Raw genomic sequence first — 26,326 nt, forward strand, 5'->3', positions numbered from 1 at the left:
TTCAGGGTTGGGTTAACATATCTTTAAATCGGGTCATCCGCTAATTGACAAATCATCAGATATTCCTGTTCTAATTCATCAATCACCCTAAAGCCTACCGTCTGATACATTTTCAGAGCATAATTGTCTTTCTGCACGGCCAGCGACGCCCGCCGATATCCTGCTATTTTCAATCGCTTGAGCATCTGCTTCATCAGTTCGGTACCAATGCCTCTATTGCGGTATTCCTGAACCAGAGAGATGGCAAATTCCGGTGTTTGATCATCCACATTTCCAAATCCGCTAATTTTTTCTGCCAGTATTCGGGTCCAGACCGCACCAACGATTTTACCATCGCATTCGGCGACCAGGCACTGATCATCTTTCCGGCCGAAATCTTCGATATATACCATGAGTTCGGGCTGATTGATCACCTCCCGTGGCAAGCGATTCTGTTCGTCACGCTGAAAAATGGCCTCGTATAAAAAATAACCAAGAAGTGATATTTCTGTTTGTTTTATTTTACGAATGGTATAATCTTTCATTGTTACCTCTCAAATTAAAGCATATTTTAACAACATTTTGCCATACTCCGGATTTAACAGCAGGGTGCTTTTTCCCATCCCACCGATACCACACAAAACCACCAATTTGCATTTTTTCGGTCATTTTCGCTGGGGGAATGATTCAATAAATTATTTTAACCCTTCAATCATTGCCACAAAAGTATCAATTGTTTGTGCGCCATTTATTGTCTCTTTTCCATTAAACAAGAAATATGGCACGCCATTTATCTGGCGTGAATAGGCATTAGCCTCATCTTGTCGAACCGCTTCTGCGAAAGCTGATGATTCTAAAATGCGTAATGCTTCAACTCGATCTAATCCCACTTCTACGGCAATTGACGTTAACACTTCAAAATCTGAAATGTTCAATGAATTGGTAAAATAGCTTTTCATCACAGCTTCGGTATAGGTCTTCTGCTTACCCTGATCCTTGGCATAATGTGACAACCGATGGGCATCAAAAGTATTGGTCGACTGTAATTTGTCAAAATTGAAAACCAGATCCACTTCTTTCGCCACATTGATAATATTATTATTGGCCGCTATGGCTTGATCCATGCTCATCCCATACTTCTTGGCAAGCAGTTGATTAATGTTCTCATCAACACTCTTTTTTGCGTTCGGGTCTAATTCAAACGAATTAAAAACGATCTCAACGTCTGCAGTCATACCTGTTTGCTCAAGGGCTAAGGCAAGCTTTCTTTCTCCAATATAACAAAAAGGACAACCATAATCTGACCAAATTTCTATTTTCACTATTTTTTCCCTATCATTCTTACCGCTGGCAAGACCTTTCACATATAATTCAACGGTGCCTGGCACCGGGGCTTGATAATTTATTATATACAAGTTTGTTTAGAAAATGTAGCCCATAACCCAACACAAGAAATAGAACAACAACACAACCTACGCTTAGCAGCACCATTCCCAACGAATTATCGACTAAAATCAGGCTTGCCGGAAACGGGCACTTACCCACAATTTTCCATAAAACAAATGCCAAGACAAAGTAACAGATTGGGAAAACAACAACTGTGGCAATCTGTAATGGATTCTTAATTTCGCAATGATTGCAAAAGACACCCCAATATACAAATAACACAATCGGATTAACAATATGGATAAATATAAAAGCACCTTCCACATTTAAACCAATCGCCAGGGTCACAATCAAAATAATTAAAATTGCCAGCATACAATTAAAATACCACAAAACGGATAATTCTTTTTTTGTCATTATGTAATGGCAAAAGGAAATTAAGAAAAATATCCCCACCAACATTCCCGATATAAAGCAGTATTCGCCCATATAGCTGATATCTGTATAATACCCCCAGATTTCTGTGACAATAAATAAAATACCGAGGACCAAGTCACAACCACTTCTCACTTTATTTTTCAAATAATTTCCTCTCCAATTTCTGAATTGATGCTACTAAATAGTGTGTTTATTCTTACATCACATTTTTTCAATTATAATTTCTCTTGTCTAATTCATTTTACTCAAACTTACGGACGTTCGCAAAAGATTATAGCGCTGCTCTGCCAGTAACAGATTTACCATTTTATCATAGCTACTCACACCGTCTGTCTGGTTATTCGCCTTCAGATAGGCATCATTGACACGAGTTGAAACATTTGAAATAATACCATCATACTTGCCCCAATACTGCTCATTCTGTACCATGTCATGCTGCACCTTCTGTGACAGACTGGACTCTATTTCCAATGCCTTATCCGGATCAACTTTCTCCAGCGCCGATATGGAATGATCAAACGCCAAAAAAAGTCCACTGTAACGTATCATTGGTTCATCCTGCTGCATGCATGCCAGAAAGGATATAAAACCCGCCTCATCCTCTTGCATAAAACCGCACTGATGTGCCAGTTCATGAGTCATAGCGGCAGGTATCATGAAAACGGGCATGTCAACATTGATATTAGATTCCAACGTAAAAGGGCAAAAAATGCCTTCTATCCCTGCCCGAGACATCAGTTTTGACATCACCACTGGTTTTGGGGTGGAATACAAAGACCTCGCCATAACAGGATACTGCTTTGACAACATTTGCAGCGACAACACTGCGTGTTGTGTATAATAATCAAAATCATCTGGAGCTTGGACCAAAAGGTCATTATCCTCTCCCAGTTCCTCTCTTACCGGTTTCATGTCATCGGCAAGTGACTGACACAATTCCGCCAGTTCCGCCACACTGTATTGTTCCTCATGATATTCGGTATAAGACAAAAAAGAATCCCGATGATAGTTTAATCCACTCAAAACAGTAAAACAAAAATATAACATGCTACCCATCGCGACGATTCCCATCACACCACGATAAACTTCCATCCTTCGTGTCCCTTTACTGATGATCACCTTACGCACATAATAACCAATATATAATAGCAATAACAACAAAACCAATACCACCAGCCATTCACCAACAGAAAATTTTACTAGCGAAGGTAAAAATCCCACGGCATTAGACAACACCGGATAACCTGTCCTACTGTATTGTTCTGCCCAATCCGGATGATTCTGAGCATATTTATTTAGTATATATGCCACCACTCCCGGTATGATAAACAGCAATCGCTTAGATAAATACTTTTTAATAATACTCTCCTTCTGTTAAACTACTCACCGCCAATATGTAACATCACCCTTATTTCTGATAGAAGCACCTTTTGGTATTTGCTTGAGAATAACAAAAAAGGAAAAGATATCTCTGCAAGAGAGCATTCCATTTATTAGAGATATTTTCGTCAGTATTTCAATATATGAGTTGAATATCAAAATACAGATGATTGGTAAAAAAGTCAATACCACGAATGGGAATAATCTAATGATTAAGCATCTAGTTTTTTTTATATCATTTGCGTAATCTACATAAAATGAACCGCCATAATATCCAATGCTTATATTAGGTGAAGTAAATTTTTCTGGGAAAAGTACCACATGCTACAATTCATGAATTGGAATGATTCCAATCAAAACAACAATCCACATGTAGTTATCCCAAATAACAAATTTATAGTTAACCCCAATAATTAATTTTATAATAAATCCAACTAATATTACAACGAGAATCGCAACTAATATTTCCATCGTGACTGTCTTTATACGACTAGTTTCATTAATTCCTTTATAGCCTTCCCTAGCCGGATCAAAATCTTCATATTCAGGTAATTTATTAAAAAGCCACTTCACAATTCTACCTCTCATTCGAATTAATTTGCTATATTGATTAAGTTAAGTCAATAAGTTAAGGGGCAGACACCAAGGCTATTTTAGTTCTCCTTCGTTATTTTTATTTCGAGGGAGAGTCCTCTTCATTATTCTCCAGGAACGTGAATGCTTGCCTCAATTTCACACTGTTTCTTTTTTGTCAATTTGACGAATACGGTGTGATGAGCCAGTTGGATGCAGTCGACCAGCACCTGCTCGGGCACATCGCCGTTCAAGATGATCGAATTCCAGTGTTGTTTGTTCATGTAATATCCGGGAATAATATCCGGATAGTGCAAACGGAGGATTTCACCATCGCCAATGGGCAGCTTGACGGTCAGCAGAGCGTCCCTTTCTTTGTTTTCACCACGCATGGCAAACATCACATCGCCGACAAAGTATCGGATGGCATCCCATTCGGATTTATAATCCCGGGTTGTTCCTGGCATCGATTCAACCGTTTTTTCAATCAGTTCGTCCCATTTTTTACAAGGTTTCATTTTTTTCTCCTTCCATATTTGCAGGTTATCAGATCATTAAGTTAAGAGAGCCAGGCACCATCAGAGTTTAAATCTTTTTTCAAACTTTTTTCAAATATTCTTGAACTATGATATCAACATTCTTATTTAAGTCCTCCTCTCCATTCAACCGTAGTACTTTACAAGGTAATGAATTAGCCCACTGCTCATGTGTCTTCTTACACGGAGAACCATCCGAATCATATCTAGCTGAGTTATCAAGAAAACAACAATGTTCTTCATACATATCTCCGCCTTTGACGATTCTTTCTCCAAATATTTCATATTCTCTTTTATGAATCCGAACAATTCTTGTTTCGGCAGATGCTGTAATATGTGCTGCCAAATCGAACAATGGAACAAATGGTGCATTAAAACTATCCATTGAGCCAGCCATCACAAAATAACTTCTTTTCGATATATCTGTCATTAATCTATTAATCTTCTTTTCACGAGTATACATAACTGTGAAAGGTTTATCAGTATCTTTTCTCCATATATAATTATCTATGTCGAAATATGGAAAGCCAAGCTTATCAGCGACCATTTTCCCCAATGTTGTTTTTCCTGAACCTGCTGATCCAAAAATAATAATTCCTCTTGCCATATCTTTTACCCCATAACAAAAAATTCTGATTTATATTAAGTGTGCCTAGAACCTGGCACCGTCAGTGTCTTTTATTTCCTTTAACCAGAACATAAATTCCCAGCCGATTATAACAGGTCGATGCATCAATGGCTCGGATCCTGAGCCAGGCTTCCCTTCGCTGCCTTGTCTTTAAGATGTGCTGGTTTTAGATTTTAAAAAATAAGCATATTCTGTTCATCGTATTGAAAATCAGGCCCCCATGCAACTTCCCAGTAATAGCCATCCGGATCAGAAAAATAGGCATGATATCCACCCCAGAATACATTGGTTGGTTCTTTTACTATCGTTGCCCCGGCGGCTTTGGCCATCTTTATGGTCTCATCGACTTCTTTTTTCTCCTTTACATTAATAGCTAATGTGATTCCTGCAAAACCATTGCTCAATGGCGGTGGATTATTAGGATTGATATCCTCGGCCAACAGTATCAGCGGATATAGTTCAAATTTAGTCCCAGTGGTATTAAAAAATATAACGGTCGGATTATCAGCCATTTCATCAGTTTCAAAACCAAGACCATCGCGATAAAAACAAATGGATCTTGCCATGTCGCTGACGCCCATACAAATAATATTAATTCGATTCATCATTTCTCATCCTTTCAGGTATGTTGCAGAGTATTTTTTGACAGAAATATTTAGCACCCTATTTAATATGACCGATGATACGCCCTTCGACCTGTCGCAGCGCAGTCTTCAGCAGCAAATCTTTCGCCACCTTATCAACCCATACCGATTCCTGATGAACCGTCCCGCACCAGTCCGGCGGTGTAGAAAACCATGGAGTTAAGTTAAGTGGTACCTGGCTCCAGCGACACAATTTTTCAATGCCTAAAAAACGTTAACACCGAACTATTGGTTTGTAACTTTTAAAATATTATTCGTTCTTAACTTAAGTCAATGAAATACCATATCCGCCATGCTAACATAATTACAAACAAACAGGAGGTAATTATATTAGTGTGTGAAACAGAAAGAATATCACCAAGAAAAGCGGCTGTCATCGTTGGGGTGGCGATGATTATGATTGCACTATGTGCCGGTTTTGCCTATGGATTTATTCACTCAAGTCTGGTTATCACAGGGAATGCGGCAGCAACCGTGAGCCAGATCCAACAAAATACCCCCCTCTTTCGGGCGGAAATATTCAGTTGGTTCCTGATTCTGGTCTTCGATATTATTATTGCATGGGCCTTAACTATTTTCATGAAGCAGATTGACGCTCATCTGTCGTTACTGGGTGGCTGGTTTCGACTAATCTATGCAATGATTTTAGGCATTGCCATTTCCAATTTAGTGCTGGTATCGCTTATACTCAGTGGCGATAATTATTCAATATCCCTGCCAGCCGATCAATTGAGTGCTCAAGTCATGTTATATCTCAGTGCATTTAATAGCATCTGGTCTCTGGGCTTGATTGTTTTTGGTCTCCATTTATTAATCATTGCTTATTTGATTTTAAAGTCAGACTTTATCCCCAAATTCCTGGGTATCCTTTTAGTCATTGCAGCTTTAAGTTACGTTCTGATTCATTCGATGTATTTGTTTCTGCCGCAATATGAAACCACAACAACGCTAATCGAAAAGATCTTAAGCCTACCGATGACTGCGGGTGAATTGGGTTTTGGAATCTGGCTATTGCTAAAGGGCGGCAAGAGACCCAAAAAAGCATCTGAATTCTAACCACTACTGTCTTGGGATAACCGCTTCTTAATTCTACTCAAGGATTCTGGCGTTATTCCAAGATAGCTAGCTAATTGATGTTGCGGCACCCGGTTGATCAATCCCGGTCTTTGTTCTACCAAGCTGCGGTAACGTTCCTCTGGGGTTTTCGACATAAACCGCGCACTGGCATCCTGGGTTTCCCCCAAATTCAACTCTAACATCGATCTTGTGATATTTTGGAGCACTGGATATTCTTCATACATCTTTTCTTCCAAATCGGCATCGCCAATTAGCAAGGTTGTTTTTTCGACACAGGATAGCGAATAATCAGATGGCAGTCTTAACTTATAACTTTTGAATAGTGTAACGGATTGTTCCTCGGTAAAAAAATCATTTGTAATTTCTTTGCCTTCCACCCCATAGCTGTATTGTCTGACACACCCATTCAAAACCAGATAGCACTTACTGGATATGTCCCCTTGTCTAAGCAGTATTGTCCCTTTTTCATAGGTTTCAACCACCATATGCCCCATTATTTCCTGTAATGTTTCTTTATTAAAATCAGTATACTTCGCCATAAATTTCATTAAATACGGATCCATCTTTTCGTTCCTTTCATCGATTTTTTGTCCGTGTGGATGTTTCCCGCCAAACTCGATCTATTTATTGTCTTCAATGGAATCCAGCAATTCGTAAAAATATTTCATATCATGGCTAGTGTAAAGGTTAAACCAGGCATCCAATGTTTGAACCGAAAATACCTTCCCGAATTCAATTCAGTACATAAATAACCCGCTTCCCAATCCGCCATGATATCAAATACATAAAGATATACTGTTTTATCATTTGATTTTCTGCTTTCTATGAAATATATTTTGCGGCCATCTGGCTACTCAGCGCCTTATCAGTTTTGCTCCTGCCTTTTAACAATGACATTTTTATAGTAGTCAATTTTATCATCCAGGTTTTCAAGATGTTCCTCCAGCTGTTTTATTTCCTGATGCAATACCTGCCGATGCTGGATGAGCAGTTCCATGCGCCCTTCTAGCGTAGGATCCCCGATCGCCCGCATTTTTGCATATTTCTGAATCTCCTTGATTGGCATGCCAGTATCCTTCAATCGCCTGATAAACTGAATCCAGGTCAAATCATTTTCTGAGTAGCACCGCCTTCCGTTCTCCAGCCTCCGTGGCGCGATCAGTTCTTCCAGTTCATAATAGCGCAAGGTGTGGATACTGAGATTGATCAGACGTGAAAACTCCCCGATTGTATAGGTCATCCGCTTAATCCCCCTTATTTCAACATTTTTTTAATTTATTATTAAAATTCACTTGACCTCGAGTCAACTCGAGATTGTACGATACTATCATAACAAAAACTAGGAGGTTTTCAAATGGAAAAAAGAAAATATATTGTCATTACCGGCGCAAGTTCAGGGATCGGTTGGGCCATGGCCAAGGCTTTTGCCGAACGCGGTAAGCATCTGATTTTAATTGCCAGAAGATTAGAACGACTGGAAGCGTTGAAAAGTGAAATTCTGAAGGACCATCCCCAATTGAACATTTTGGTGAAAGCTGCTGATCTTTCTCAATTAGTCAATGTCTATCAGGTATATGACGAACTTAAAACCAATTTTATTGAAGTCTGGATCAACAATGCCGGATTTGGCAATTACGCTGGGGTTGCTGATCAAGATCTGAAAAAAATCGAGACCATGCTTCATCTGAATGTGGAGGCCTTGACTATTTTTTCATCCTTATATGTCCGGGACTACTGTAACGTTGATGGCACTCAGCTGATCAATGTTTCATCCGCCGGAGGCTTATACCATTGTCCCAGGGGCGGTTACCTACTGCGCCGCAAAATTCTATGTGAGCAGTTTCACCGAAGGGTTGTCCCGGGAACTTAAAGAAAACGGGGCCAGGCTCCAGGCAAAAGTTCTGGCCCCGGCAGCAACTCAAACCGAATTCGGACAGGTTGCCAATGATGTCACCAACTATGATTACAATCAGACCTTTGGCCGTTACCATACCAGCGCTGAGATGGCAACCTTTCTGCTGGAGCTCTACGACGGCTCTGCCACCTTGGGAAGTGTGAACCGGGAAACCTTTGCATTTGTTTTAAGTGAACCCCAATTTCCCTATGCTGGAAAATCCAGTCATAACCAAAAGATATAATAACTCGTGGTTGCTGAGTTCCCCTTCCAGTTCTTTTTAACCCTCTGCAATACCAGGAGATTCTGGTATGTGATCCTCATACCGGGTAACGGCACGCTTTCAATACCAGTAATTTTAAACGCAGAGCCATCCCGGTGTTTGTTTCAACATGCCGTCGATATCAAAAGCTTCATTTTTTCGGCTGTATCGGTTCCCGGCATCGGGACATGGACTACCATTTTCAAATTTGAATGATCGGAGACATCAAAATTGCTGATTTCAAAATCCAGCTGTCCGACCTGGGGGTGGTTCAGCTGTTTGTACAGCTCGCCGTTGTTCTGGATTTCATGGAGCGACCACCATAAATCAAACTCCGGACTCCTTGTTTTCAGCTCATCAATAAACTGAACAAACCAGAAATCATCAATGTTTTTTCCGCTGGTTGAACGAAATCGGCCCACCATTCCCTTGGCATGTCGATCCCAGTCAACAAACAGCTCCTTATATTTGCCGTCGGTGAACATCGCCCAGACTATATTCCGATCCCGATCGCTCATAGCATCGAAGTCACCAAAAATTGCACATGATGCCTTGTTCCAGGCAATCACGTTCCATCGCTGATCAGTGATAAGCGATGGGCAGTATGTCAGATTGTCCAGCACATGCTGAAGCGCTGGGCTCACTGTTTCCCGGGACACTGGAATATCGGCAGGCAGGGGCTGGTTTGCCAGCCGGTAAAGATGATGACATTCTTCCCGGTCAAGCTGCAATACCCTGGAAAGACTTTCCACCACCGGGGTGGAAACATGAATTGGTCTGCCCTGTTCAAGCCAGGTATACCAGGTCAGACTGATCCCAGCCATTTGAGCGACTTCCTCCCTTCGCAAACCAGGAGTTCGCCGTCGCTGGCCTGATGAGAGACCAACCTGAGCAGGCAGTATTTTTGCTCTCCGGTTTTTTAGAAAATCACCAAGTTCCTTATATCGTTGCTGCTCACTGTCCATAGGGTAATGCCTCTTTCTGTTATAATTTATACCAGTATAAATACACTTCTGGTAATATTATAACATCTGTAATATGCTATTCTAGAAAATAGAATAATGGAGGTTTTCAAATGAAAATAAAGTCAACAAAACTGGTTTATTTTTCGCCAACAGGAACCACAAAAGCAGTGGTTGAAGGCGTTGCACAGGGCATTGATGCAATTGAAGTGGAACGGATTGATCTGACCAAACCGGAGTCTCGGTTAAAACCATTGCATACCGGAAAAGACGAATTGCTGATTATTGGGGTACCTGTTTATATGGGAAGGGTGCCGGAGGTGATCCGGGAATGGCTCCAATCCATTAAAGCCAAAAAAACTCCCGTGGTCTGCATTATTGTGTACGGTAACCGTGTCTATGACGATGCCTTACTTGAACTTACAGAAATTCTCGTTGCTGACGGATGCCTCCCCATTGCCTCAGGGGCTTTTATCGGCGAGCATTCCTTTTCCAGTGTTGAAATACCCATTGCCGCCGGTCGTCCAAATATTCAAGATTTGAGTCAAGCGGAAGCATTTGGCTGCAAAATCAATGAAAAACTGGCTGCAATTTTATCTGTCGATGAAATTGGGAAGCTGAATGTACCTGGTGAATTCCCCTTTCGCGGCGCAACCAAGCTCTGGAATGTCGATTTTATCGCCGTTGGCAGTGACTGCAATCAATGCCAGATCTGTGCTGAAGTCTGTCCAGTGGGAGCGATTTCCAAGGAAAACAGCCGCCAGATTGATCAAGAAAAATGCATCACCTGTTGCGCCTGCATCAAAAAATGCCCCCTGCATGCCAGAACCATCAAACTCGGCCCGGTACATGATGCATCAATCCGATTGAACACCCTGTTCAAAGAACCCAAGCAGCCGGATTTTTTTTATTAGGGACCCCGATCATAGTATTTGTCCAAATATACGATATGGGCAGATATTGCCTATTCAACCCCCTCCAAGGGATTGATTTACTTCAATAAAAGGATATACATGATTTTCTCCTTTTATTGAAGTAATAATTTACCTAAAAAATAGATTGATCAGACTAAACCGAAACATCCGGTTTTTCATTGAGCGACTCTGGCAGGTGATCAAGAACATCCTGCAAACAGCCAGCCTTTTTTAGCTTCAGCATGGTATCCCGGTGAGGATTGGCATAAATACCCGGCCAGTGGTATTCATCATATTCCGGTCGATTCGAAAAAGCAAGAACCGGTTTTTTCAATGAAAATTGTGCATGCACACCTGGCTTATTTCCTCTTGCATCCAGCCTGATCCAATGGTCTTCCAAAAAAACGGCATTATAAGCATGGACACAATATCCCAGAGAATCATCATCGGCAAGGGTGATGTGCTGAAAACAGAAACCCGTTGGGATATTCTGAGACCGAAGAAGTGCTGCCAGCAAATTTGCTTTGGCCTGGCAAATTCCCGTTTGGTGGATGAGTACATCCGATGCTCTCGCCGTAATGACCTTGGCATTGCAGTCAAAGGAATGAGGAATTTCATCTCTGACAAATTCATAGGCAATTATTGCCTTTTCAACATCCGACATCTTTGGTGTGAATAGCTGGAGCGATTTTTGTATCATTTTCGGATGCCCAAAATCAATCGCATCCGTTTCCAATATAAATTTTTGAAACATCGACTTTCCCTTCTTAACCGTATTTTTGTGTTTGTAAGGAATAATAGCGGGCAGACAAGTAAGTTGACGATTGTAATCTCCCACACTAACAACTTGTCATCGGACAAACAGAACGATCCCAAGACTTATGCTTTAATTTTTTTTCAGGAAATGCTCGTGATATCTTAATAAGACCAGAAATAAGTTACGGAGCAGGCAACCGGTCAACTTAAGATACTGAATTTCAATTTTGAAAAGGATGGTTTTGATGCGAAACAGGTAGCACAGATGTAGAGCGTTGCGACGGAATCGTCCCACAACTGCAATCCTCTTTGAGTAAAAAAATGATTGCTTAACTGTGCAGCAATTCCTTGATTACGCTAATTTGGTATCACATCAAGACTAAAAATAGTCTGATAATCTCCGTTAGGAACATGTTGCTCTCCCTTTTTGATCTCGTCAAATGAATAAGGCCACCGCTTCCTAATACTTTAGGTTTCGGTAGTACGCAATAATGCTTTCGATTTGAATGGCATTATTGTATCATTTAATTGCCTGAAACGAAAGATTTTAAATAGAAACAAAGTAAAGTGAGCCAGGGAAACTTACTCAACTTAACTTATTGAGATTGCGGGTAAAGAAACAGAGAGAAGAGAAAGAAGAGAGACGATTCGAGTTCTACGAGACTCGGGTCGTCTTTTCTGTTTTTTGAAGTGGCTGGAAAATCTGGCGAAAAAATAAAAGAATTCAAAAAACGGCATTAGAATAGTCAGCCTCTTACCCGATAACAGATTCAGCCCATTAACAAGTGATAAACCGCGTCAATACCGGTTTGTAAAATACGTTCCACTTCAATTTCATTTTTGTAAAAAACAATCTGATCGACAATCGAACTGATTAAACTGAAAGCGATGATCGCAGCTGCTTCGGGATCCTTCGCAGTGATATATTCACTGGACAAATGAAAACTATTGAGGGTCGTTTGCCAGGTTTTTTCCCGCTGTTTGACCATGACCGCGGCAACTGCTGGCATTGTGAAACAGAGAATTTCCATTTCGCGATTCAGTGCTTTTGACGATTGGTGCACTTCAATCAGGTTCTCAATGAGTAGACGAATCCATTTTTTAGGATCGTTTTTATAAATCTCAATTTCTGCGGATAAGTCATCATGAACTTTAAGAAATGAATTGTTGTATCGTTCTAAGATATCAAGCAGGATGGTGTCTTTATCTTTATAATAAGCGTAAAGACTGCCAATTGAAACTTTGGCAACCTTGGCAATTTCATTGGTGGTGGTACTGAAATAGCCTTTTTCACAAAAAAGTGTGTAAGCGGCGCTTAGGATCTTCTCTTTTGTTTCGATGCTTCTTTTTTGCTGTGGTTTACGCACGGATTTACTTTCAGCCATATCATCAGCTCCTTTAACCCTATTTTAAAGTAAAGGGGTGTTTTTGTCAAATAATACGAGCAATTGCTCATATTATTGTTGACAAATAAAACAAAGGTATTTATAATGTGAGTAATTACTCATGTTATGACGAAAGAAGGATGAATATGAATCTTATTAAAAAAAATAGCCGCTTAACCGTTGCGACTGTAGCTCTCGGTACCTTTATGACTTGTTTTGATATCAATGCGACAAATGTCGCATTGCCCTTAATCCAGTCTGGATTCAATACCACCATAGCGATTGTGCAGTGGGTCGTCGTTGCCTATTTGCTCACACTTTGCGCAACTCAGCTGACCTTTGGCCGGGTTTCAGATCTGTATGGTTTAAAGAAAATCTATGTCATTGGTTTTGCCGGTTTCACTGTCAGTTCACTATTGTGTGGTCTATCAGCAAATATCGGGATGTTAATAATTTTCCGAATCATTCAGGCATTGTGCGGTTCCATGCTGATGTCAACGGGCAGCGCCATTGTTATTAATGCAGTATCACCTGAGAATCGCGGGAAAGCATTGAGTGTAACAGCCATTGCCGTTGCTGTTGCCACCTGTGCCGGACCTTCCATCGGTGGGATCATGACCGATTGGTTGGGATGGAGCAGTATCTTTTTTATCAATATTCCGATTGGGATCATAGGAACGGTCTTAGCAATGCGAAACATTCAAAAAGATCAACCGAAATCAGGATCAAAGTTTGACCCGATTGGAAGCGTGCTGATTATACTGGCTTTGGTGCTGATTTTATTGCCACTGGATATGCTCAGCAAATCAACAGTTAATCCAATTTTGATTTTTGGTTCGCTAATTACCGGCATCGTGGCACTGGGAGCATTTATTCTTTATGAAATGAAAAGTGACCATCCCATTCTTGATTTAAATCTTTTTAAAAACAGAGTATTTACCACGGCAAATTTCGCAGCCATCTTTTTTTATATGTGTGAATTCATGCTGGTTTTTATTTCACCTTATTATCTGCAACAACAGCGGATGCTATCTGTTTCGTTTTCGGGATTGATGATGCTCCCAATGTCATTGGCAATGATGATTATGGCACCCATCAGCGGTTCAATCTCGGATAAGTATGATAGCCGTTTCATCAGTTGTGCGGGACTGGGAATTTTGGGAATCGCGGTTATTGCTTTTAGTACATTTCATACAGACACGCCAACGGTATTGCTGTTGATTGTCTTTGCTGTCACCGGGATCGGAGCAGGGCTGTTTCATACACCCAACAACAGCGCCGTGATGGGAAGTGTACCGGCTTCCAGCCGAGGGGTTGCCGGAGCCACCCTGGGGACAATGCGTAATATCGGTATGGTTCTGGGCGAGGCTACATCGGCAGCTTTGTTGTCATACAATATCGATCATGCAACGACCATCTTTGCGACAACGGGACTTGAAGGAGCAGCGCTCCAACAGGCGGCCTTTAGTCAGGCAATGGGTATAGTATGTATCGTGTCAGCCGGTTGTGCATTAGTAGCGCTTCTTTTATCTTTGGTACGTGGTAAAAACAGGTGTGTTGAAGTCTTGAAAGAAGCTGAGATGAAAGTCGTTTAAGGATATCTGACAAAGTGGCAATGCCATTAAAAGAAGGTTCTGCGTCATCCATCCGATTAATTGCAATCATGGAGGATTGAAAATGAAAATTAAAAAAATAGTATTGGATCAACAAGGGGCTATTTCTCTTGCAGTAGAAAGATATGAAAATTGGATGGAAATAGATCAAATTGGCTTTGTGGAAAATATAGTGAGAAAGCAGTCCAATGAATAGAATAAGATATTGATTGTTTTTTACCAAGGATGGGCTTATGCCTGTTGCAAAATAAGAGAAAGGAATGGAAAGTGTGGCAAGATATAAGTGAATATCGATTTTAATGCTTCACCTCGGTATGTCCTTAATGGGACAATATCGAGGTATTTTATTTAAAATTCAAATACAGCATTAAATAACGCCGGAACTGTTGATTGCCTCACTTAAATGTGTTCATGAAAAACAATAAGCTAAAGCAATTATAGGGAATATGCTAAACAGAATTGGCAGTTATAATTCGCTGGCAAACCAAGCATCACTTGGAGGCAGACAACAGTTTATCCAGATAAATGGATTTGAACTGTTTACTAGCCAAAATCTGTTTGAGCGGAGGTAATTTAAGAATAACGCCAAATACCGCGGCCATCGCACGATGATTGGCAAAGGCCTGATTATCAAAGACAAGGTTCTGAAGCGTCCCTTTTTCAATTGCCTGCAGGACAAACCGATGGGTGCTGTTCACGGGGGTGATCACTTCGATTTCTCGTCGTTCCAAATGAATCGCATGTGTCGGACAATTTCTGACACAGACCCCACATCCCAGACATATCTGATGATCCACCGCAGCGACGCCCTGGCCCGCCTGCTTATTTTTCATGGAAATAGCCAGTACCGGACAGACCTTTTCGCATTTACCGCACCCGATACACGCATCGGTGATAACCGGGATATAATTCGTTGTCGCTACTGGCTGCATGGGGCTGAACTTTCTTGCAGCTTGTAGGGCTTCACAGCAGCAACCGCAGCAATTACAGATAAATGCCGGATTTTCCCGGACATTTTCCCCAATTTGCACCAAATTCGCTGCATAAGAACGTTCCAATACCGCCATCGCTTCGTTTTTGTCAATTAACCTGGCATGCTGACCATTTTCTGCTAGGGACCGGGCCACGTTTCCGAGGGTCAGACATACATCCAAAGGCGCATCGATCTGACAGGGATGTCCGACATGCAACATTTTATGCCGGCAATAACAGGTTCCCAGTCCGATATGCGATGCTTCCGCGATCATCTGGCTGGCTCTTTCATAATCCAGAATATGAATCGTATGATCATTTGTCAGAACCGGTTCCTGAACATAGACGCGTCCCAAAAATGTTTCGGTGGCAAAAAAAAGATCTTTGACAAAATCTTCTTCGACATTCATGTACTGATAGTACAACTCACTTAAATACTTCTGATCAATATCGCCTCTTGTCCGCATTAAAGCAAATTCAATAAAACCGGCCATGGGTGGCGGCATTACAAATTCACGTTTTCCGTTATAAAAGGAATCCACCAGTAATGCCTTCTCGCACAAATGCTCTAAAAAGGTTTCCGCTTTGGCTTCATTGATATGCCAGATTTGGGCTGCTTTTTTAGCGGTAAATGGACGAACCGGCAGCAAGGCAACCCATTTGGCCTCCTGGTCGGTATACAAAACCTGTAATATTTTATACAGGCTCTCCGTCGGCGGAGCACCCTGAGTAAACCAGTTAATTCTTTCTTCTAAATTCTTGTAGGCATTTTTACTTGTAATATGTCCCATTCATTCACCTTCCCGACACTTAATTTATGTCAAAATTATTTGACCAAAAAACCCATTTTGACCAGTTTCGTGTGAACAACTAGAGCGATTTTTTTATCATTTCCGGATGACGAAAATCAATCGCATCCGTTTCCAATAGAAATTTTTGAAACATCGGAGTTCCCTTCTTAACCGTATTTTTGAAGTTAAGTGTGCGTTTCAACATCATAAAAAATCGGGTCAGCTCCCGAATAAATTTTATTGTTTTATTTTTGTATTTGCTTATCATTATACGCTTTCTATGAAAAAATGACCATGTCTAATTACACTTTTCACGCCACGGGTATTCTCTATATTCACTTTTTTGACAAATTTAATTGAAATAAGGACATAAAGAGGAAATAAATGAAAGCTAAATAGTTTTTTACCCTAAAAAAGCCTGTCCGCATTGGGATAGGCTTTTTTTAATTCTCTATTCCATTTTTTTAGGCTTACACAGCATTTCTTCCTTTTCAGCAACCCGCCCACATTTTTTACAAATGTATTTGGGTTCTTTTACCATCGTTATATATTCCTTTAAATTTTCTTTTAAGTAATCTTCTTTAACGCGTTTGCATAATGTTTTAGCCATTCATTCCTCCTCGTAATCATTATTTTGAGATATTTTTTCTGAGCCGACTTCACGCATAACCATTTTTCCCATTAGCTCCGAGCAATTTTTTCCGAATTCAATGGCATCCTGCTGTTGTTCTTCGTCTGGATTCCAGAGATTTCTAAATCCTTCATTCATTATTTCAAACCCTACACTGGCTAACAATTCGTTTAAAACCTTTGTTGATTCCCCACTCCACCCATACCATCCAAAAGATGCGGCTTTCTTGGCGATAAATTTAAGTGCTTTCATTAAAGCTTACAGTTAGCCACTTATCTATTGTATATACCCTTGAAGTCTGCAAATAATCAATTAATACCTAAATTTCACGTCAACTTAAACAACTCTCTTAAGTCCAAACAGATTACTTGAATAGTTTAAAAGTATCCGTATCATTCAAATATTTTAGTAAAGAAAGAGTAATTGGAAAACCAAATAATCCAATAATACCAAGAAGATTAACACCGATAAACATACTCATTAATGCCACGACAGGGTGTATTCCTAATTGACCGCCAACTATCTTTGGTTCTAGAATATTTCGAATGATTGTTACGAAAACATACACGACAAGTAACCCAATAGCGATTTGAAAATCACCTTTTAAAAACGTAATTATTATCCACGGAATCATTATTGCACCGGTACCAAGCACGGGCAATATATCAAATATCGCAATAATGAATGCAATGAGAATTGCATTTGGAATACCCACAATAGAAAGACCGATCGATAGCTCTACAAATGTAATCGACATAATCAAAGCATATGATCGAATCACCACAAAAAGGGTGTTCACCACGTACTGCCTAATCATATGAGTAATTTCATTTACGCGTTGTGAAAACTGTCTTGACACAAATCCCATTAATACATCAAAGTCCATTGCAAAAAAGAATGTCGAGATAACCATCAGTAAAATTTTGATTAAAAAGGCTGGCAATGATGATGCGATACCCGACATAGTGCCTACAAATGATAATGATATCTTTGTAATATTCACGCCAAGTGAGTTTATAAACTGATCAAATCCGTCATTTAAAACTTCTACCAGCGCTGGATCCAAGCGGAATACTACTTTCTCGATGCCATCAAATACTGAAAAAAGAAATGGGCTAAATTGATTTGCATAGATCATAGGCAGTACTGAAATAATAGTTGAAGCTGTTGTTGTGAGTTTAACACTAATCAATACGACAATAACACCCACCGTACAATAAAAGACTAAAACAAGTGAAAATGATACCAGTTTACGTGGTACTTTGAGCATTGAAGAAACATATTTTGCTGGATTTTTCAGCAGATACCCAATGATGAATGCAAAAATAAAAGGGCTAATCAATGTAATAGCATATTTTAGAATGACATATACTATTGCTATGATCAGAAAAACATAAATCGTATTTACAATGAACTGTTTTTTCTTGTTATACTGAGATTCCATAGATTCTCCATTCTTATGATATACTCCCACCACTTAAAACCGCGACCAATTTTGAAGTGGGAGCTTTGACAATTCATCCCCCACCTATGGAGGATGAATTGAAGGTCTTTTGATAAATTTCTTAATCGATTCATTCAGTTTATAAGTTAACGTCAGGCACTAAGCTGTTTTAACGATCTGTTTTTAACCCTTGGAAAGGTGCTAGCGATTGGCTTCATAAAAATCTTTCAGTTCTTTTTTCAGACTGTCATCCAGATAATGCCAGCGAATGCCCTGGATGGCGCCTTCCAACCCACACAGTCGATTATAACAGGCCGATGCATCAATGGCGCGGATTCTCAGCCAGGCTTCCCGGCTTCCCGACGCAGCCAGTTCCGCAGGGGTATTGATCCCAACGGCACGAAGCTGCCTATCCATTTCTTTGCCAATGTTTGGCAGGCTTGTCAGCTCAGTATTCTCAATCAGATTATTTTCAGTCATTTTCGTTCTCCTTTCAAATGATAACACACTAAAAAGTAAATTATGTGAGCCGGAATAAGTGAACTTTATCCAATCTTCATCCCCTCATCCCAGAATGTTAACCGAAGGACTTTTCCCTCCAGCATAATCGCTCCGTTATTGCAGGGATAGTTGCAGTCTTCGAAATATTTGAATCCCAGCTTCTCCATGACATGTTCCGACCTCGGATTTTCTGTTGCATATCTCCCCACAATTTCTTTTAGCTTTAGGTTCTCTCTTGCAAATCTTAAAATTTCGCTCATGGCTTCAGTGGCAAATCCTTTTCCCCAAAACTGCTTGCCTAAATTATAGCCAACTTCAAACATTTTAAATTCTTTCTCATAATATATCAGACCGGTGCCGATTAGACGATCGGTTTCTTTTTCCACCAAACCCCATCTGAACCAGTCATCAGCAAGGATTTTCTCTGTTTCAAAGGACAGCCAAGCTTTTGTTAGATTGATATCATTATGGCTGGTCCAGAACATGTACCGTGCCACATCAGGATCATTTTCCCAGCCGTGGAACACATCTTCTGCATCATCATGTGAAAAGGGTCTGAATATTAATCTCGGTGTTTCCAGAATGGGCGTTTTCATAAATTTCCTCCGTTTGTACTATTATATCGCTATAATTATCTTTGGAATATCTTTAGCTAAAGACGAAATGCTTTAGATAGACCCTTTGAATTCATGAGACTAGTGGTTCCGGCAGTACTCAATAATGCTCTCCACTTGGATTTTTGTGGATTAAAAAACATCTTATCCCTCCATATTCCGAAAAGAAACATCAGGTTTTTCAGTGAGGCTATCCGGTATGTGTTCAAGAACATCCTGCATATAACCCCTATTAACCTGTTCGCTTTATTTTACTATTGTGACTGTATTTAATTTTACAACAGAATCGTGTAATTATTCAAATATTTATTATAGCCTAATTCTTTGATGTAAGTTTGTTAGGGTCGTTTCGTTTGTCACAGGTTGTGAAAGGCCTTCTGGCAATGACGATCAAAACGACCCTATGTTAACCTTATTACTTTTTCGCTTTAAATCAGTTTCCCTTAACCGCAATGATCTCATTGATGAAGTCGATCATTCCGTCTTCGACCTCGTCACGAATATCCCGATAATTGTGGCTTTCATGACGATACCCCGAATAAATCTTGGTTTTAACCTGATTTCCGGTTTCCGCCAGCCAACTTGAAACCGCATAGACACCTTCTCCGTAAAGACCGACTGGATCCTGATCGCCGGCAATATTATAAACCGGAATCACAGCCGGAACTTTCTCTGCCCACTGGGTACCGATAATGCTATCTATCATCATGATAAAATCGTAGGTTGAACGGATATTCGGCGGGCTTGTGAAATTGTTGAAGGGATCATTGGCATGATCAGCGACGATATCCGGATCGCCAGATATCCAATCATTGGGAGTCAGGGGATTAGCGATGCGGTTCCGCAGATCAGCAACCCGTCCATGCCCTCACCGTAGGCGGCGGCATAGGATCGGGCAATCATCGAGCCCATGCTGTGACCGTACATAAAATAAGGCAGCTCCGGATATTCGGCCTGAACCATTTAGCGCATGCTGTGTTCATCTTCGGCCATCGTCATGTAACCTTTATTTCCCCAATCACTCCAATTTCCCGATTCAGCGGCGGTTTTGCCATGTCCGACATGATCATCGGCGGCAACCACAAAACCGGCCTCGTTCAGCTTCAGAATCATATGCAGATAACGTCGCGAATGTTCGCCAAAACCGTGGACAATCTGGACAATTCCCCGGGGTTTGCGAATCGGCTTGTATATCCAAGCCTGGATTGTATCCTTTCCATTTCCGCCAGAGGTGTTAATCTAATGAAATATTTTGATATCACCGAGGTTTTTTGAATTTATAAGGTATTGTTATTATCGACTGGTTTCATAAAAAGATTTCAATTCTTTTTTCAGGTTGTCATCTAAATAATGCCAGCGAATTCCCCGGATTGCGCCTTCCAGCCCGCACAAACGTAGTAAAACCATGGAAAAACTGAATGCGTATCTGTTGACGAAACTGATATCGATCATTACCTTTTTTTATTTTTCACCCGATAGTTACACTTGATAAATTTCATATCACCAATTTCAAACTTCTTTTCTGTCAGAGGCTTTGTCATTTCACGACTTTCAATAAACTCATTTGTTACCATAACAAAATACTGTTTATTATCTTTATTTACCAAATTTTTGATGTGTTCACGCCAACTCTACACAATCAATTTCAACAGACAGATGCTTGCTACCCTGTTTGCTATTCCATGCATACCTTCTTGTCATAGAGGATATTTTTTCTCAAACTCTCGGCCTCTTTCTCACCAGCTAAAACGGTCACAATTTCAAGGGCAAAATCCACCGCTTTTCCAGGTCCACGCGATGTGATAATGTTACCATCTTTTACCACCGCATCCTCTTGATAGATTGAATTGGGCAGATCTTTTTCAAATCCGGGGTAAGAGGTCACTTTTTTTCCATCAATGATCTTCGCTTTTTCTAAGACGATGGGCCCGGCACAGATCGCTGCCACTAATTTCCCTGCTTCATTCATTTCTCTGACGATTTTTACGACCCGCTGATCATCTCTTAGATTCGCTGCTCCCGGCATTCCGCCGGGAATAATAACGGCCTCGTAGGAGTCAATTTTTGACAGCTCATCGATTTGCTTGTCGGCTTTTACTTCGATATGATGGCTTCCTGAAACCTGAAGGGTATCTCCGATACTAATCATATGAACCGTAATTTGCTTGACTCTTCTTAAATAATCGACAACGGTTAAAGCTTCTACTTCTTCAAATCCTGCTGCTAAAAAAATAATTACATTCATCATTTTCCTCCTTTTGGTTATTTATTACACTGCCATTTGGCGCTCAACATAAAAAACAATATTAACATTTAAGTTGAGCCAGTACACAATCGTTTTTTTAACTTTGAAAAATATAAATACGTTGTACAAATTCAGCATTAATAAATTGAACGCCTTTTTTTGTTTCAACCTCTATCCAATTTTCATTTATATTAATTATTTTCCCCACTAAGTTTGTTCCATATGAGCCTGTAGAAATTTTGCACTTCTTTCCTATACACTTTTCAATTGCTTCATTAGCCATAATTATTAACCCCTTCTTCTTCTTAAATTTATTATTTATTATTCTTTGCATATTAAACTGTTGTGGTAAAACAACTAAGATTACTAAAAATATTGGCATATATATCGCAATCCATACTCCTGAATTCAAGCAATCACCCCCTTTATTTCCTGTTTTCATACCTTTACAAACAACTTTCATTCCACCGGGACGTTTTGACTATCATATCTTCACTATCTCCAACAAGCCCATGGAGTAATCCGAAAATTGGGTTTGGGTTTAAAACCCTACCCGATAACCTAACCATATCGATTAACGGGTTCTCCAGTTCTGAAGTTCCACAATGTTGCCTTCAGGAACGTGAATACTTGCCTCAATTTCACGCTGCTTCTTTTTTGTCAGTTTGACGAATACGGTGTGATGAGCCAGTTGGATGCAGTCGACCAGCACCTGCTCGGGCACATCGCCGTCCAGGATGATCGAATTCCAGTGTTGTTTGTTCATGTAATATCCGGGAATAATATCCGGATAGCGCAAACGGAGGATTTCACCATCGCCAATGGGCAGCTTGACGGTCAACAGCGCGTCCCGTTCTTTGTTTTCAGCACGCATGGCAAACATCACATCGCCGACAAAGTACCGGATGGCATCCCATTCCGATTTATAATCCCGGGCTGTTCCCGGCATCGATTCAACCGTTTTTTCAATCAGTTCGTCCCATTTTTTACAAGGTTTCATTTTCCTTCTCCTTCCATATCTGCTGGTTATTAGGTCATTAAGTTAAGTGAGCCATGCATCATCAGAATTAAAATCTCTTTTTTTAAACTTTTTTTAAATATTCTTGAACTATTATATCAACATTCTTATTTAAGTCCTCCTCTCCACTCAACCGTAGTACTTTACAAGGTAATGAATTAACCCACTGCTCATGTGTCTTCTTACACGGAGAACCATCCGAATCATATCTAGCTGAGTTATCAAGAAAACAACAATGTTCTTCATACATATCTCCGCCTTTGACGATTCTTTCTCCAAATATTTCATATTCTCTTTTATGAATCCGAACAATTCTTGTTTCGGCAGATGCTGTAATATGTGCTGCCAAATCGAACAATGGCACAAATGGTGCATTAAAACTATCCATTGAGCCAGCCATCACAAAATAACTTCTTTTCGATATATCTGTCATTAATCTATTAATCTTCTTTTCACGAGTATACATAACTGTGAAAGGTTTATCAGTATCTTTTCTCCATATATAATTATCTATGTCGAAATATGGAAAGCCAAGCTTATCAGCGACCATTTTCCCCAATGTTGTTTTTCCTGAACCTGCTGATCCAAAAATAATAATTCCTCTTGCCATATCTTTTACCCCATAACAAAAAATTCTGATTTATCTGTTTCATTTCTTATATTTCCATAACCTTCAAGTTAAGTAGTCCTCATTTATCAACAAACTTCAGCGATAGGCTGTTTTCATTTTATAAAAGCTCACGATTCTCCATCCCCATGTGCCCGACGCTCAATGATGCCGCAACTCTCAATGCATATAAGTTTATGCTAAGTGGTGCCTGGCACCAGGTCCAAAAGTTTCAGTACGTAGATACGACTTTGCTTTTTCATTTTAAAATTCAATTCTGAAAATCAATTTGTTATGACTCTCTTTTGCTACCTGGGAACTTATTTCAGAACTGCCTTTAGCCTTACCTTTGACCCCCGTTTTCTTAATGGCCATATCCATAGCATATGCTACTTTTTCAGACATTGTCGTCAGTGACGAACCTGCTAATTCTAAAATTTCCGATTTGATAGCATTGCCATTTTCAAATCTCATTTCGATAAGTCTATTAATATTTCCATCATGAGCAAACAATTTAAGTACAGGCCTTTTAGGTATATTACTTCCCTCAAATTGCATTTCTGTCTTTCCTCTTCGATGATTACTTTCCTTTTTAGACATATTTTGTTCGAATTTTTCAGCTGTAGAAACTTCTTGCTTTGCTAAACTAACCTCTTCACTTAATTTATTTTCTTTATTTTTTAAATTTGTTTCCGTATTCGATTCACTTATTTCGATCGAACAACTCTTTGCCCCTAATGAAAAAACAATATGCTTCAACTCAGCTAATCTTTCTTCTTGTGCTCTCGCAAAAATATAATCAGCTTTTATAAATTGATTGCTGTCAAAACTATCAACACAATAGACGGCATCGCATGTAACCATAAGTATGAACTGTATTCCACTCATTTCAATTGCGGTATCATAAAGATAGAGAATTTCAATATCATTTTCTTTGCCAAGCCATCGAACTGAACCCTCACAGACATCAACATCACGTCTCACAGCATCATCAACAATCATAATTATGTTGGGAATATTGAAATCAGTGCTGCTATAAAATTCAGGGAAAATAGGATTATATTTTTTCAACTTGCGTAAATAACTGTCATTTTTAGTTTTATCTGATAAAGACTTGGCACTTTTTTGAATGTTTACCGTAGCTTTTTTTTCAGCATCGTATGTTTTCTGTAAAATTTTAGAAACGGTTTCTGAACTTTTTTGAGGATCAATTAATTTTTTCATGGAATAATTTCTTTCAATACAGAATTTTCAATAATTAAATAGGCCAGCACCGGACTCTCAATCACACTGAACACCTACTTTGTGCAAAGGAAATTAAGGTTCTGTGAGGGGTTGGAGCCGCGAGGCTTTGTCTACTCGACCCGGGGCTTTTAGGAAAGGTGTTCAATCAGCTGGATTTTTAGGCCATTGGGATCGGTGATAAAGAAAAAGTGGATATATGGGGCGGGCTGAAAGGGACCGCTGTGAATGGCAATGCCTTTTTTCTGCAAAGCCGCCATGGTCTCATCAACCGAAGCCACGGCAAAGCCCAGAGAGATGCTCTGTCCCATATCAAATTCAGTCACGGCCTGGTTGCAGACCAGCTCCAGCTTGGTTTCGCCATCGCCTAAAAAAGCCAGCTCCATCTGGGGGCCAGCTGGTCGGCGGCTCGCCAGGGTAAGTCCCACCACCTCGGTATAGAAGTTTAAGGATTCGTCCATATTTTTTACAGTTAGGGTTACCCATGCTAGGTTCATAATGTTCTCCTTTAAATTTTAAGATTTGATTTTACTTTCGCAATAGGCTCTGGGGAAATCAGATTATCATAGCTATTTGAAGTATTGTTTCATAATGTTATTTGCTGCAATTCGCTCTTTTGAAAAATATTCAATGTTATATTTAATGATTGGGATCTTCATCAGTTCAAGCCAACCATTATAAACACCATCGATAAATGCCTGGCGCCACTCCGGCATTCGTTCAATCAGTACACAGCCATGAATCTGCTCTTTTTCAATCACAATTGAGAATTCACCATTTTCGATGTGGGGTTCAAAGGGGTAGGTCCGGCATTGAATGGGACGATAGTCTCTTAGGCAACCTTCTGTACGCATCACTTTTGGATACGGATTTTTCGGTATGCACGGCCAGATTCCCCTGCTTGACGATAAAGGGCAGTTTTTTTTAGGTATTCAAAATTTGATGACATAAGCTTACCTCGTTTTGATAATAACTTGATGGCGGCTTTCTGATGACTGGTAAAAGCGTATTTCAGCTGCTCTGAGTTTCAGTTTTTGGCTTTTTTAAAACGATGGATTTTTATAGCTCCAATTTTTAGCTTTTTTGGAACTATGGATTTTTATAGTTCCAATTTTTGGCCTTTTTGGAACTATGGTTTATTTCGTGACGTTTTTGATTTGAAATTGATTATGACTCTTTTGAAAAATTAAAAGGTTTTATTCATTCAAAAAAATCAAACACGAAAAACATCAAGATATTTTTTCATAGCATAGATACGATTTCTTGAATATCCTGTGATCTCATCTAAAATTCCTTTCTCATGCATTGGACGGCATGCTGCCTCCGATCCAATTTTGACTGGTGCGATATTCTCCCGGGGTTTTATGCTCACCGCGTACACCCTGCATCAATTCATTATGTATTTCTCGTATCAGCCGCGAGCTCAACGGAAAATCATCCTGCATAATGCGATCCACCCCATGTTTAAGAGCTCTTATATAATTATGAACTTCTCTGGCATCGTCACGTTTTTCAGGATCTAAATCCCTGATCGGCATGAGTTCTTCTTCAATGGTCGTTTGCGTTCCTTCGATACGATTTGACTTGTTTGTTTCAACCTGAAGATGCATTTTAATGTATAAATCGATGTTTGGAACCAACTCAGAGTAACTACCCAATCTCCCCAGTTCAAGATTAGCCTGCTCCAGAAGAACATTAATCTGGGTTGTTTTCCACTCCCACTGTTTGTTAATCATTGCCGGAATAAACGAACTGAAATCCGATTGTGATTCATGTAGACCGGCCTGATATTCTTCTAAATACATAATGTTACCTCTTCTTTCTTATGTATTTT

38 protein-coding genes and 1 pseudogene are annotated in these 26,326 nt (G+C 39.9%); 6 read left to right on the plus strand and 33 right to left on the minus strand.

All coding sequences use genetic code 11. The features are described from left to right. Positions 1-23 precede the first annotated feature (23 nt). The 10 genes from FZC41_RS02340 to FZC41_RS17190 form a co-directional block, all read right to left on the minus strand. Entirely contained in the window at positions 24-524 is a 501-nt protein-coding gene (locus FZC41_RS02340) for a GNAT family N-acetyltransferase (protein WP_148565785.1), read from the minus strand. Between the two features lie 150 nt (positions 525-674). Continuing rightward, entirely contained in the window at positions 675-1,301 is a 627-nt protein-coding gene (locus tag FZC41_RS02345; RefSeq protein ID WP_243136639.1) for a DsbA family oxidoreductase, read from the minus strand. A gap of 49 nt (positions 1,302-1,350) precedes the next feature. Continuing rightward, on the minus strand, positions 1,351-1,947 hold the full coding sequence (locus FZC41_RS02350) for a hypothetical protein (protein WP_148565786.1): 597 nt from the start codon (positions 1,945-1,947) through the stop codon (positions 1,351-1,353). Between the two features lie 87 nt (positions 1,948-2,034). Then, positions 2,035-3,114: a DUF3810 domain-containing protein gene (locus FZC41_RS02355; protein WP_243136640.1), complete on the minus strand. Its 1,080-nt coding sequence runs from the start codon at positions 3,112-3,114 to the stop codon at positions 2,035-2,037. Between the two features lie 72 nt (positions 3,115-3,186). Then, positions 3,187-3,504: a DUF3267 domain-containing protein gene (locus FZC41_RS17820; RefSeq protein ID WP_148565787.1), complete on the minus strand. Its 318-nt coding sequence runs from the start codon at positions 3,502-3,504 to the stop codon at positions 3,187-3,189. Positions 3,505-3,507: 3 nt separating this feature from the next. After that, positions 3,508-3,756 (minus strand): hypothetical protein, encoded by a 249-nt coding sequence (locus tag FZC41_RS02365; protein WP_148565788.1) that lies wholly within the window; start codon positions 3,754-3,756, stop codon positions 3,508-3,510. 125 nt (positions 3,757-3,881) lie between these two features. Next, complete coding sequence (locus FZC41_RS02370; protein ID WP_148565789.1) at positions 3,882-4,274, minus strand: MmcQ/YjbR family DNA-binding protein; 393 nt, start codon at positions 4,272-4,274, stop codon at positions 3,882-3,884. A 79-nt stretch (positions 4,275-4,353) separates the two neighbouring features. Further along, complete coding sequence (locus tag FZC41_RS02375; protein WP_148565790.1) at positions 4,354-4,899, minus strand: AAA family ATPase; 546 nt, start codon at positions 4,897-4,899, stop codon at positions 4,354-4,356. Between the two features lie 194 nt (positions 4,900-5,093). Further along, positions 5,094-5,528 (minus strand): VOC family protein, encoded by a 435-nt coding sequence (locus FZC41_RS02380; protein ID WP_476559219.1) that lies wholly within the window; start codon positions 5,526-5,528, stop codon positions 5,094-5,096. A 55-nt stretch (positions 5,529-5,583) separates the two neighbouring features. Beyond that, a complete protein-coding gene (locus FZC41_RS17190; RefSeq protein ID WP_170253813.1) occupies positions 5,584-5,757 on the minus strand; it encodes a hypothetical protein in 174 nt (57 codons plus the stop codon). 140 nt (positions 5,758-5,897) lie between these two features. Between FZC41_RS17190 and FZC41_RS02385 the strand changes: the two genes are divergently transcribed. Further along, a complete protein-coding gene (locus tag FZC41_RS02385) occupies positions 5,898-6,620 on the plus strand; it encodes a DUF4386 domain-containing protein (RefSeq protein ID WP_205737049.1) in 723 nt (240 codons plus the stop codon). Here the strand turns inward: FZC41_RS02385 and FZC41_RS02390 are convergent. After that, positions 6,617-7,204, minus strand: a complete 588-nt coding sequence (locus FZC41_RS02390; protein ID WP_148565791.1) for a Crp/Fnr family transcriptional regulator — start codon at positions 7,202-7,204, stop codon at positions 6,617-6,619. The two genes, FZC41_RS02385 and FZC41_RS02390, sit on opposite strands and share 4 nt — an antisense overlap. A 302-nt stretch (positions 7,205-7,506) precedes the next feature. Next, positions 7,507-7,881 (minus strand): MerR family transcriptional regulator, encoded by a 375-nt coding sequence (locus FZC41_RS02400; RefSeq protein ID WP_148565792.1) that lies wholly within the window; start codon positions 7,879-7,881, stop codon positions 7,507-7,509. Positions 7,882-7,995: 114 nt separating this feature from the next. Between FZC41_RS02400 and FZC41_RS02405 the strand changes: the two genes are divergently transcribed. Together FZC41_RS02405 and FZC41_RS17775 are read left to right on the plus strand one after the other, a co-directional pair. Further along, positions 7,996-8,511, plus strand: coding sequence for an SDR family NAD(P)-dependent oxidoreductase (locus FZC41_RS02405; protein ID WP_338000847.1), 516 nt, complete (start codon positions 7,996-7,998; stop codon positions 8,509-8,511). After that, positions 8,474-8,779 carry a hypothetical protein gene (locus FZC41_RS17775; RefSeq protein WP_338000848.1) on the plus strand — a complete coding sequence of 102 codons (306 nt, stop codon included), beginning with the start codon at positions 8,474-8,476 and terminating at the stop codon, positions 8,777-8,779. The genes FZC41_RS02405 and FZC41_RS17775 overlap by 38 nt, the downstream gene beginning before the upstream one ends. A gap of 143 nt (positions 8,780-8,922) precedes the next feature. On the opposite strand, the gene FZC41_RS02410 is transcribed toward FZC41_RS17775, so the two are convergent. Further along, entirely contained in the window at positions 8,923-9,762 is an 840-nt protein-coding gene (locus tag FZC41_RS02410; protein WP_148565793.1) for a helix-turn-helix transcriptional regulator, read from the minus strand. Between the two features lie 110 nt (positions 9,763-9,872). Between FZC41_RS02410 and FZC41_RS02415 the strand changes: the two genes are divergently transcribed. Continuing rightward, a complete protein-coding gene (locus FZC41_RS02415) occupies positions 9,873-10,673 on the plus strand; it encodes an EFR1 family ferrodoxin (protein WP_148565794.1) in 801 nt (266 codons plus the stop codon). Between the two features lie 154 nt (positions 10,674-10,827). Here the strand turns inward: FZC41_RS02415 and FZC41_RS02420 are convergent, their stop codons facing one another. Together FZC41_RS02420 and FZC41_RS02425 are read right to left on the minus strand one after the other, a co-directional pair. Beyond that, positions 10,828-11,427, minus strand: coding sequence for a transglutaminase-like domain-containing protein (locus FZC41_RS02420; RefSeq protein ID WP_148565795.1), 600 nt, complete (start codon positions 11,425-11,427; stop codon positions 10,828-10,830). 772 nt (positions 11,428-12,199) lie between these two features. Beyond that, on the minus strand, positions 12,200-12,814 hold the full coding sequence (locus tag FZC41_RS02425) for a TetR/AcrR family transcriptional regulator (RefSeq protein ID WP_148565796.1): 615 nt from the start codon (positions 12,812-12,814) through the stop codon (positions 12,200-12,202). 146 nt (positions 12,815-12,960) lie between these two features. On the opposite strand from FZC41_RS02425, the gene FZC41_RS02430 reads away from it, so the two are divergent. After that, complete coding sequence (locus FZC41_RS02430; RefSeq protein ID WP_148565797.1) at positions 12,961-14,409, plus strand: MFS transporter; 1,449 nt, start codon at positions 12,961-12,963, stop codon at positions 14,407-14,409. 82 nt (positions 14,410-14,491) lie between these two features. After that, a complete protein-coding gene (locus tag FZC41_RS17695; protein WP_279235165.1) occupies positions 14,492-14,623 on the plus strand; it encodes a hypothetical protein in 132 nt (43 codons plus the stop codon). Between the two features lie 295 nt (positions 14,624-14,918). On the opposite strand, the gene FZC41_RS02435 is transcribed toward FZC41_RS17695, so the two are convergent. From FZC41_RS02435 to FZC41_RS02510, 18 genes and pseudogenes are all read right to left on the minus strand, one after another. Then, a complete protein-coding gene (locus FZC41_RS02435) occupies positions 14,919-16,190 on the minus strand; it encodes a 4Fe-4S dicluster domain-containing protein (RefSeq protein ID WP_148565798.1) in 1,272 nt (423 codons plus the stop codon). A gap of 79 nt (positions 16,191-16,269) precedes the next feature. Next, positions 16,270-16,458: a hypothetical protein gene (locus FZC41_RS02440; RefSeq protein ID WP_148565799.1), complete on the minus strand. Its 189-nt coding sequence runs from the start codon at positions 16,456-16,458 to the stop codon at positions 16,270-16,272. A 183-nt stretch (positions 16,459-16,641) separates the two neighbouring features. Then, complete coding sequence (locus FZC41_RS17195) at positions 16,642-16,800, minus strand: hypothetical protein (RefSeq protein ID WP_170253814.1); 159 nt, start codon at positions 16,798-16,800, stop codon at positions 16,642-16,644. Beyond that, positions 16,801-17,073 (minus strand): hypothetical protein, encoded by a 273-nt coding sequence (locus tag FZC41_RS02445; RefSeq protein ID WP_148565800.1) that lies wholly within the window; start codon positions 17,071-17,073, stop codon positions 16,801-16,803. A 112-nt stretch (positions 17,074-17,185) separates the two neighbouring features. Beyond that, positions 17,186-18,265, minus strand: coding sequence for a sporulation integral membrane protein YtvI (gene ytvI, locus FZC41_RS02450; RefSeq protein ID WP_148565801.1), 1,080 nt, complete (start codon positions 18,263-18,265; stop codon positions 17,186-17,188). Between the two features lie 201 nt (positions 18,266-18,466). Further along, positions 18,467-18,745 (minus strand): TfoX/Sxy family protein, encoded by a 279-nt coding sequence (locus tag FZC41_RS02455; protein ID WP_148565802.1) that lies wholly within the window; start codon positions 18,743-18,745, stop codon positions 18,467-18,469. 65 nt (positions 18,746-18,810) lie between these two features. Beyond that, positions 18,811-19,362 (minus strand): GNAT family N-acetyltransferase, encoded by a 552-nt coding sequence (locus FZC41_RS02460; RefSeq protein ID WP_148565803.1) that lies wholly within the window; start codon positions 19,360-19,362, stop codon positions 18,811-18,813. Positions 19,363-19,813: 451 nt separating this feature from the next. After that, entirely contained in the window at positions 19,814-20,089 is a 276-nt protein-coding gene (locus tag FZC41_RS17780) for an alpha/beta fold hydrolase (protein ID WP_338000849.1), read from the minus strand. A 110-nt stretch (positions 20,090-20,199) separates the two neighbouring features. Next, a pseudogene (locus tag FZC41_RS17785) lies at positions 20,200-20,619 on the minus strand (alpha/beta hydrolase). A 54-nt stretch (positions 20,620-20,673) separates the two neighbouring features. Further along, entirely contained in the window at positions 20,674-20,832 is a 159-nt protein-coding gene (locus FZC41_RS17790; RefSeq protein WP_243167656.1) for a TfoX/Sxy family DNA transformation protein, read from the minus strand. A 223-nt stretch (positions 20,833-21,055) separates the two neighbouring features. Further along, complete coding sequence (locus tag FZC41_RS02475) at positions 21,056-21,628, minus strand: DJ-1 family glyoxalase III (RefSeq protein WP_148565804.1); 573 nt, start codon at positions 21,626-21,628, stop codon at positions 21,056-21,058. Positions 21,629-21,722: 94 nt separating this feature from the next. After that, positions 21,723-22,088 carry a hypothetical protein gene (locus FZC41_RS17605; RefSeq protein WP_243136641.1) on the minus strand — a complete coding sequence of 122 codons (366 nt, stop codon included), beginning with the start codon at positions 22,086-22,088 and terminating at the stop codon, positions 21,723-21,725. A gap of 111 nt (positions 22,089-22,199) precedes the next feature. Then, positions 22,200-22,625, minus strand: coding sequence for an MmcQ/YjbR family DNA-binding protein (locus FZC41_RS02485; RefSeq protein WP_148565805.1), 426 nt, complete (start codon positions 22,623-22,625; stop codon positions 22,200-22,202). 82 nt (positions 22,626-22,707) lie between these two features. Continuing rightward, positions 22,708-23,253, minus strand: a complete 546-nt coding sequence (locus FZC41_RS02490) for an AAA family ATPase (protein WP_148565806.1) — start codon at positions 23,251-23,253, stop codon at positions 22,708-22,710. Between the two features lie 261 nt (positions 23,254-23,514). After that, a complete protein-coding gene (locus FZC41_RS02495) occupies positions 23,515-24,474 on the minus strand; it encodes a hypothetical protein (protein WP_148565807.1) in 960 nt (319 codons plus the stop codon). Positions 24,475-24,623: 149 nt separating this feature from the next. After that, on the minus strand, positions 24,624-24,989 hold the full coding sequence (locus FZC41_RS02500) for a VOC family protein (protein ID WP_148565808.1): 366 nt from the start codon (positions 24,987-24,989) through the stop codon (positions 24,624-24,626). A 72-nt stretch (positions 24,990-25,061) separates the two neighbouring features. Then, positions 25,062-25,346 (minus strand): hypothetical protein, encoded by a 285-nt coding sequence (locus FZC41_RS02505; protein WP_148565809.1) that lies wholly within the window; start codon positions 25,344-25,346, stop codon positions 25,062-25,064. Positions 25,347-25,790: 444 nt separating this feature from the next. Beyond that, entirely contained in the window at positions 25,791-26,297 is a 507-nt protein-coding gene (locus tag FZC41_RS02510) for a Fic family protein (RefSeq protein WP_148565810.1), read from the minus strand. Between the last annotated feature and the right edge of the window lie 29 nt (positions 26,298-26,326).

The sequence above is a fragment of the Acetobacterium paludosum genome (assembly GCF_008086595.1).
GTDB classification, from domain to species: Bacteria; Bacillota; Clostridia; order Eubacteriales; family Eubacteriaceae; genus Acetobacterium; species Acetobacterium paludosum.

Coding starts and splice junctions, on each gene's coding strand:
- FZC41_RS02340 (WP_148565785.1), bottom strand. CDS start 524: ATGAAAGATTATACCATTCGTAAAATAAAACAAACAGAAATATCACTT.
- FZC41_RS02455 (WP_148565802.1), bottom strand. CDS start 18,745: ATGACTGAAAATAATCTGATTGAGAATACTGAGCTGACAAGCCTGCCA.
- FZC41_RS02390 (WP_148565791.1), bottom strand. CDS start 7,204: ATGGATCCGTATTTAATGAAATTTATGGCGAAGTATACTGATTTTAAT.
- FZC41_RS02370 (WP_148565789.1), bottom strand. CDS start 4,274: ATGAAACCTTGTAAAAAATGGGACGAACTGATTGAAAAAACGGTTGAA.
- FZC41_RS02430 (WP_148565797.1), top strand. CDS start 12,961: ATGAATCTTATTAAAAAAAATAGCCGCTTAACCGTTGCGACTGTAGCT.
- FZC41_RS02400 (WP_148565792.1), bottom strand. CDS start 7,881: ATGACCTATACAATCGGGGAGTTTTCACGTCTGATCAATCTCAGTATC.
- FZC41_RS02425 (WP_148565796.1), bottom strand. CDS start 12,814: ATGGCTGAAAGTAAATCCGTGCGTAAACCACAGCAAAAAAGAAGCATC.
- FZC41_RS17195 (WP_170253814.1), bottom strand. CDS start 16,800: ATGGCTAAAACATTATGCAAACGCGTTAAAGAAGATTACTTAAAAGAA.
- FZC41_RS02500 (WP_148565808.1), bottom strand. CDS start 24,989: ATGAACCTAGCATGGGTAACCCTAACTGTAAAAAATATGGACGAATCC.
- FZC41_RS17780 (WP_338000849.1), bottom strand. CDS start 20,089: ATGATGATAGATAGCATTATCGGTACCCAGTGGGCAGAGAAAGTTCCG.
- FZC41_RS17605 (WP_243136641.1), bottom strand. CDS start 22,088: ATGAAAGTTGTTTGTAAAGGTATGAAAACAGGAAATAAAGGGGGTGAT.
- FZC41_RS02510 (WP_148565810.1), bottom strand. CDS start 26,297: ATGTATTTAGAAGAATATCAGGCCGGTCTACATGAATCACAATCGGAT.
- FZC41_RS02445 (WP_148565800.1), bottom strand. CDS start 17,073: ATGAAAGCACTTAAATTTATCGCCAAGAAAGCCGCATCTTTTGGATGG.
- FZC41_RS02405 (WP_338000847.1), top strand. CDS start 7,996: ATGGAAAAAAGAAAATATATTGTCATTACCGGCGCAAGTTCAGGGATC.
- FZC41_RS02435 (WP_148565798.1), bottom strand. CDS start 16,190: ATGGGACATATTACAAGTAAAAATGCCTACAAGAATTTAGAAGAAAGA.
- FZC41_RS02380 (WP_476559219.1), bottom strand. CDS start 5,528: ATGATGAATCGAATTAATATTATTTGTATGGGCGTCAGCGACATGGCA.
- FZC41_RS02485 (WP_148565805.1), bottom strand. CDS start 22,625: ATGAAACCTTGTAAAAAATGGGACGAACTGATTGAAAAAACGGTTGAA.
- FZC41_RS02460 (WP_148565803.1), bottom strand. CDS start 19,362: ATGAAAACGCCCATTCTGGAAACACCGAGATTAATATTCAGACCCTTT.
- FZC41_RS02475 (WP_148565804.1), bottom strand. CDS start 21,628: ATGATGAATGTAATTATTTTTTTAGCAGCAGGATTTGAAGAAGTAGAA.
- FZC41_RS02415 (WP_148565794.1), top strand. CDS start 9,873: ATGAAAATAAAGTCAACAAAACTGGTTTATTTTTCGCCAACAGGAACC.
- FZC41_RS02410 (WP_148565793.1), bottom strand. CDS start 9,762: ATGGACAGTGAGCAGCAACGATATAAGGAACTTGGTGATTTTCTAAAA.
- FZC41_RS02440 (WP_148565799.1), bottom strand. CDS start 16,458: ATGATAAGCAAATACAAAAATAAAACAATAAAATTTATTCGGGAGCTG.
- FZC41_RS02505 (WP_148565809.1), bottom strand. CDS start 25,346: ATGCGTACAGAAGGTTGCCTAAGAGACTATCGTCCCATTCAATGCCGG.
- FZC41_RS02375 (WP_148565790.1), bottom strand. CDS start 4,899: ATGGCAAGAGGAATTATTATTTTTGGATCAGCAGGTTCAGGAAAAACA.
- FZC41_RS02490 (WP_148565806.1), bottom strand. CDS start 23,253: ATGGCAAGAGGAATTATTATTTTTGGATCAGCAGGTTCAGGAAAAACA.
- ytvI (WP_148565801.1), bottom strand. CDS start 18,265: ATGGAATCTCAGTATAACAAGAAAAAACAGTTCATTGTAAATACGATT.
- FZC41_RS17695 (WP_279235165.1), top strand. CDS start 14,492: ATGAAAATTAAAAAAATAGTATTGGATCAACAAGGGGCTATTTCTCTT.
- FZC41_RS02420 (WP_148565795.1), bottom strand. CDS start 11,427: ATGTTTCAAAAATTTATATTGGAAACGGATGCGATTGATTTTGGGCAT.
- FZC41_RS17790 (WP_243167656.1), bottom strand. CDS start 20,832: ATGATCGATATCAGTTTCGTCAACAGATACGCATTCAGTTTTTCCATG.
- FZC41_RS02495 (WP_148565807.1), bottom strand. CDS start 24,474: ATGAAAAAATTAATTGATCCTCAAAAAAGTTCAGAAACCGTTTCTAAA.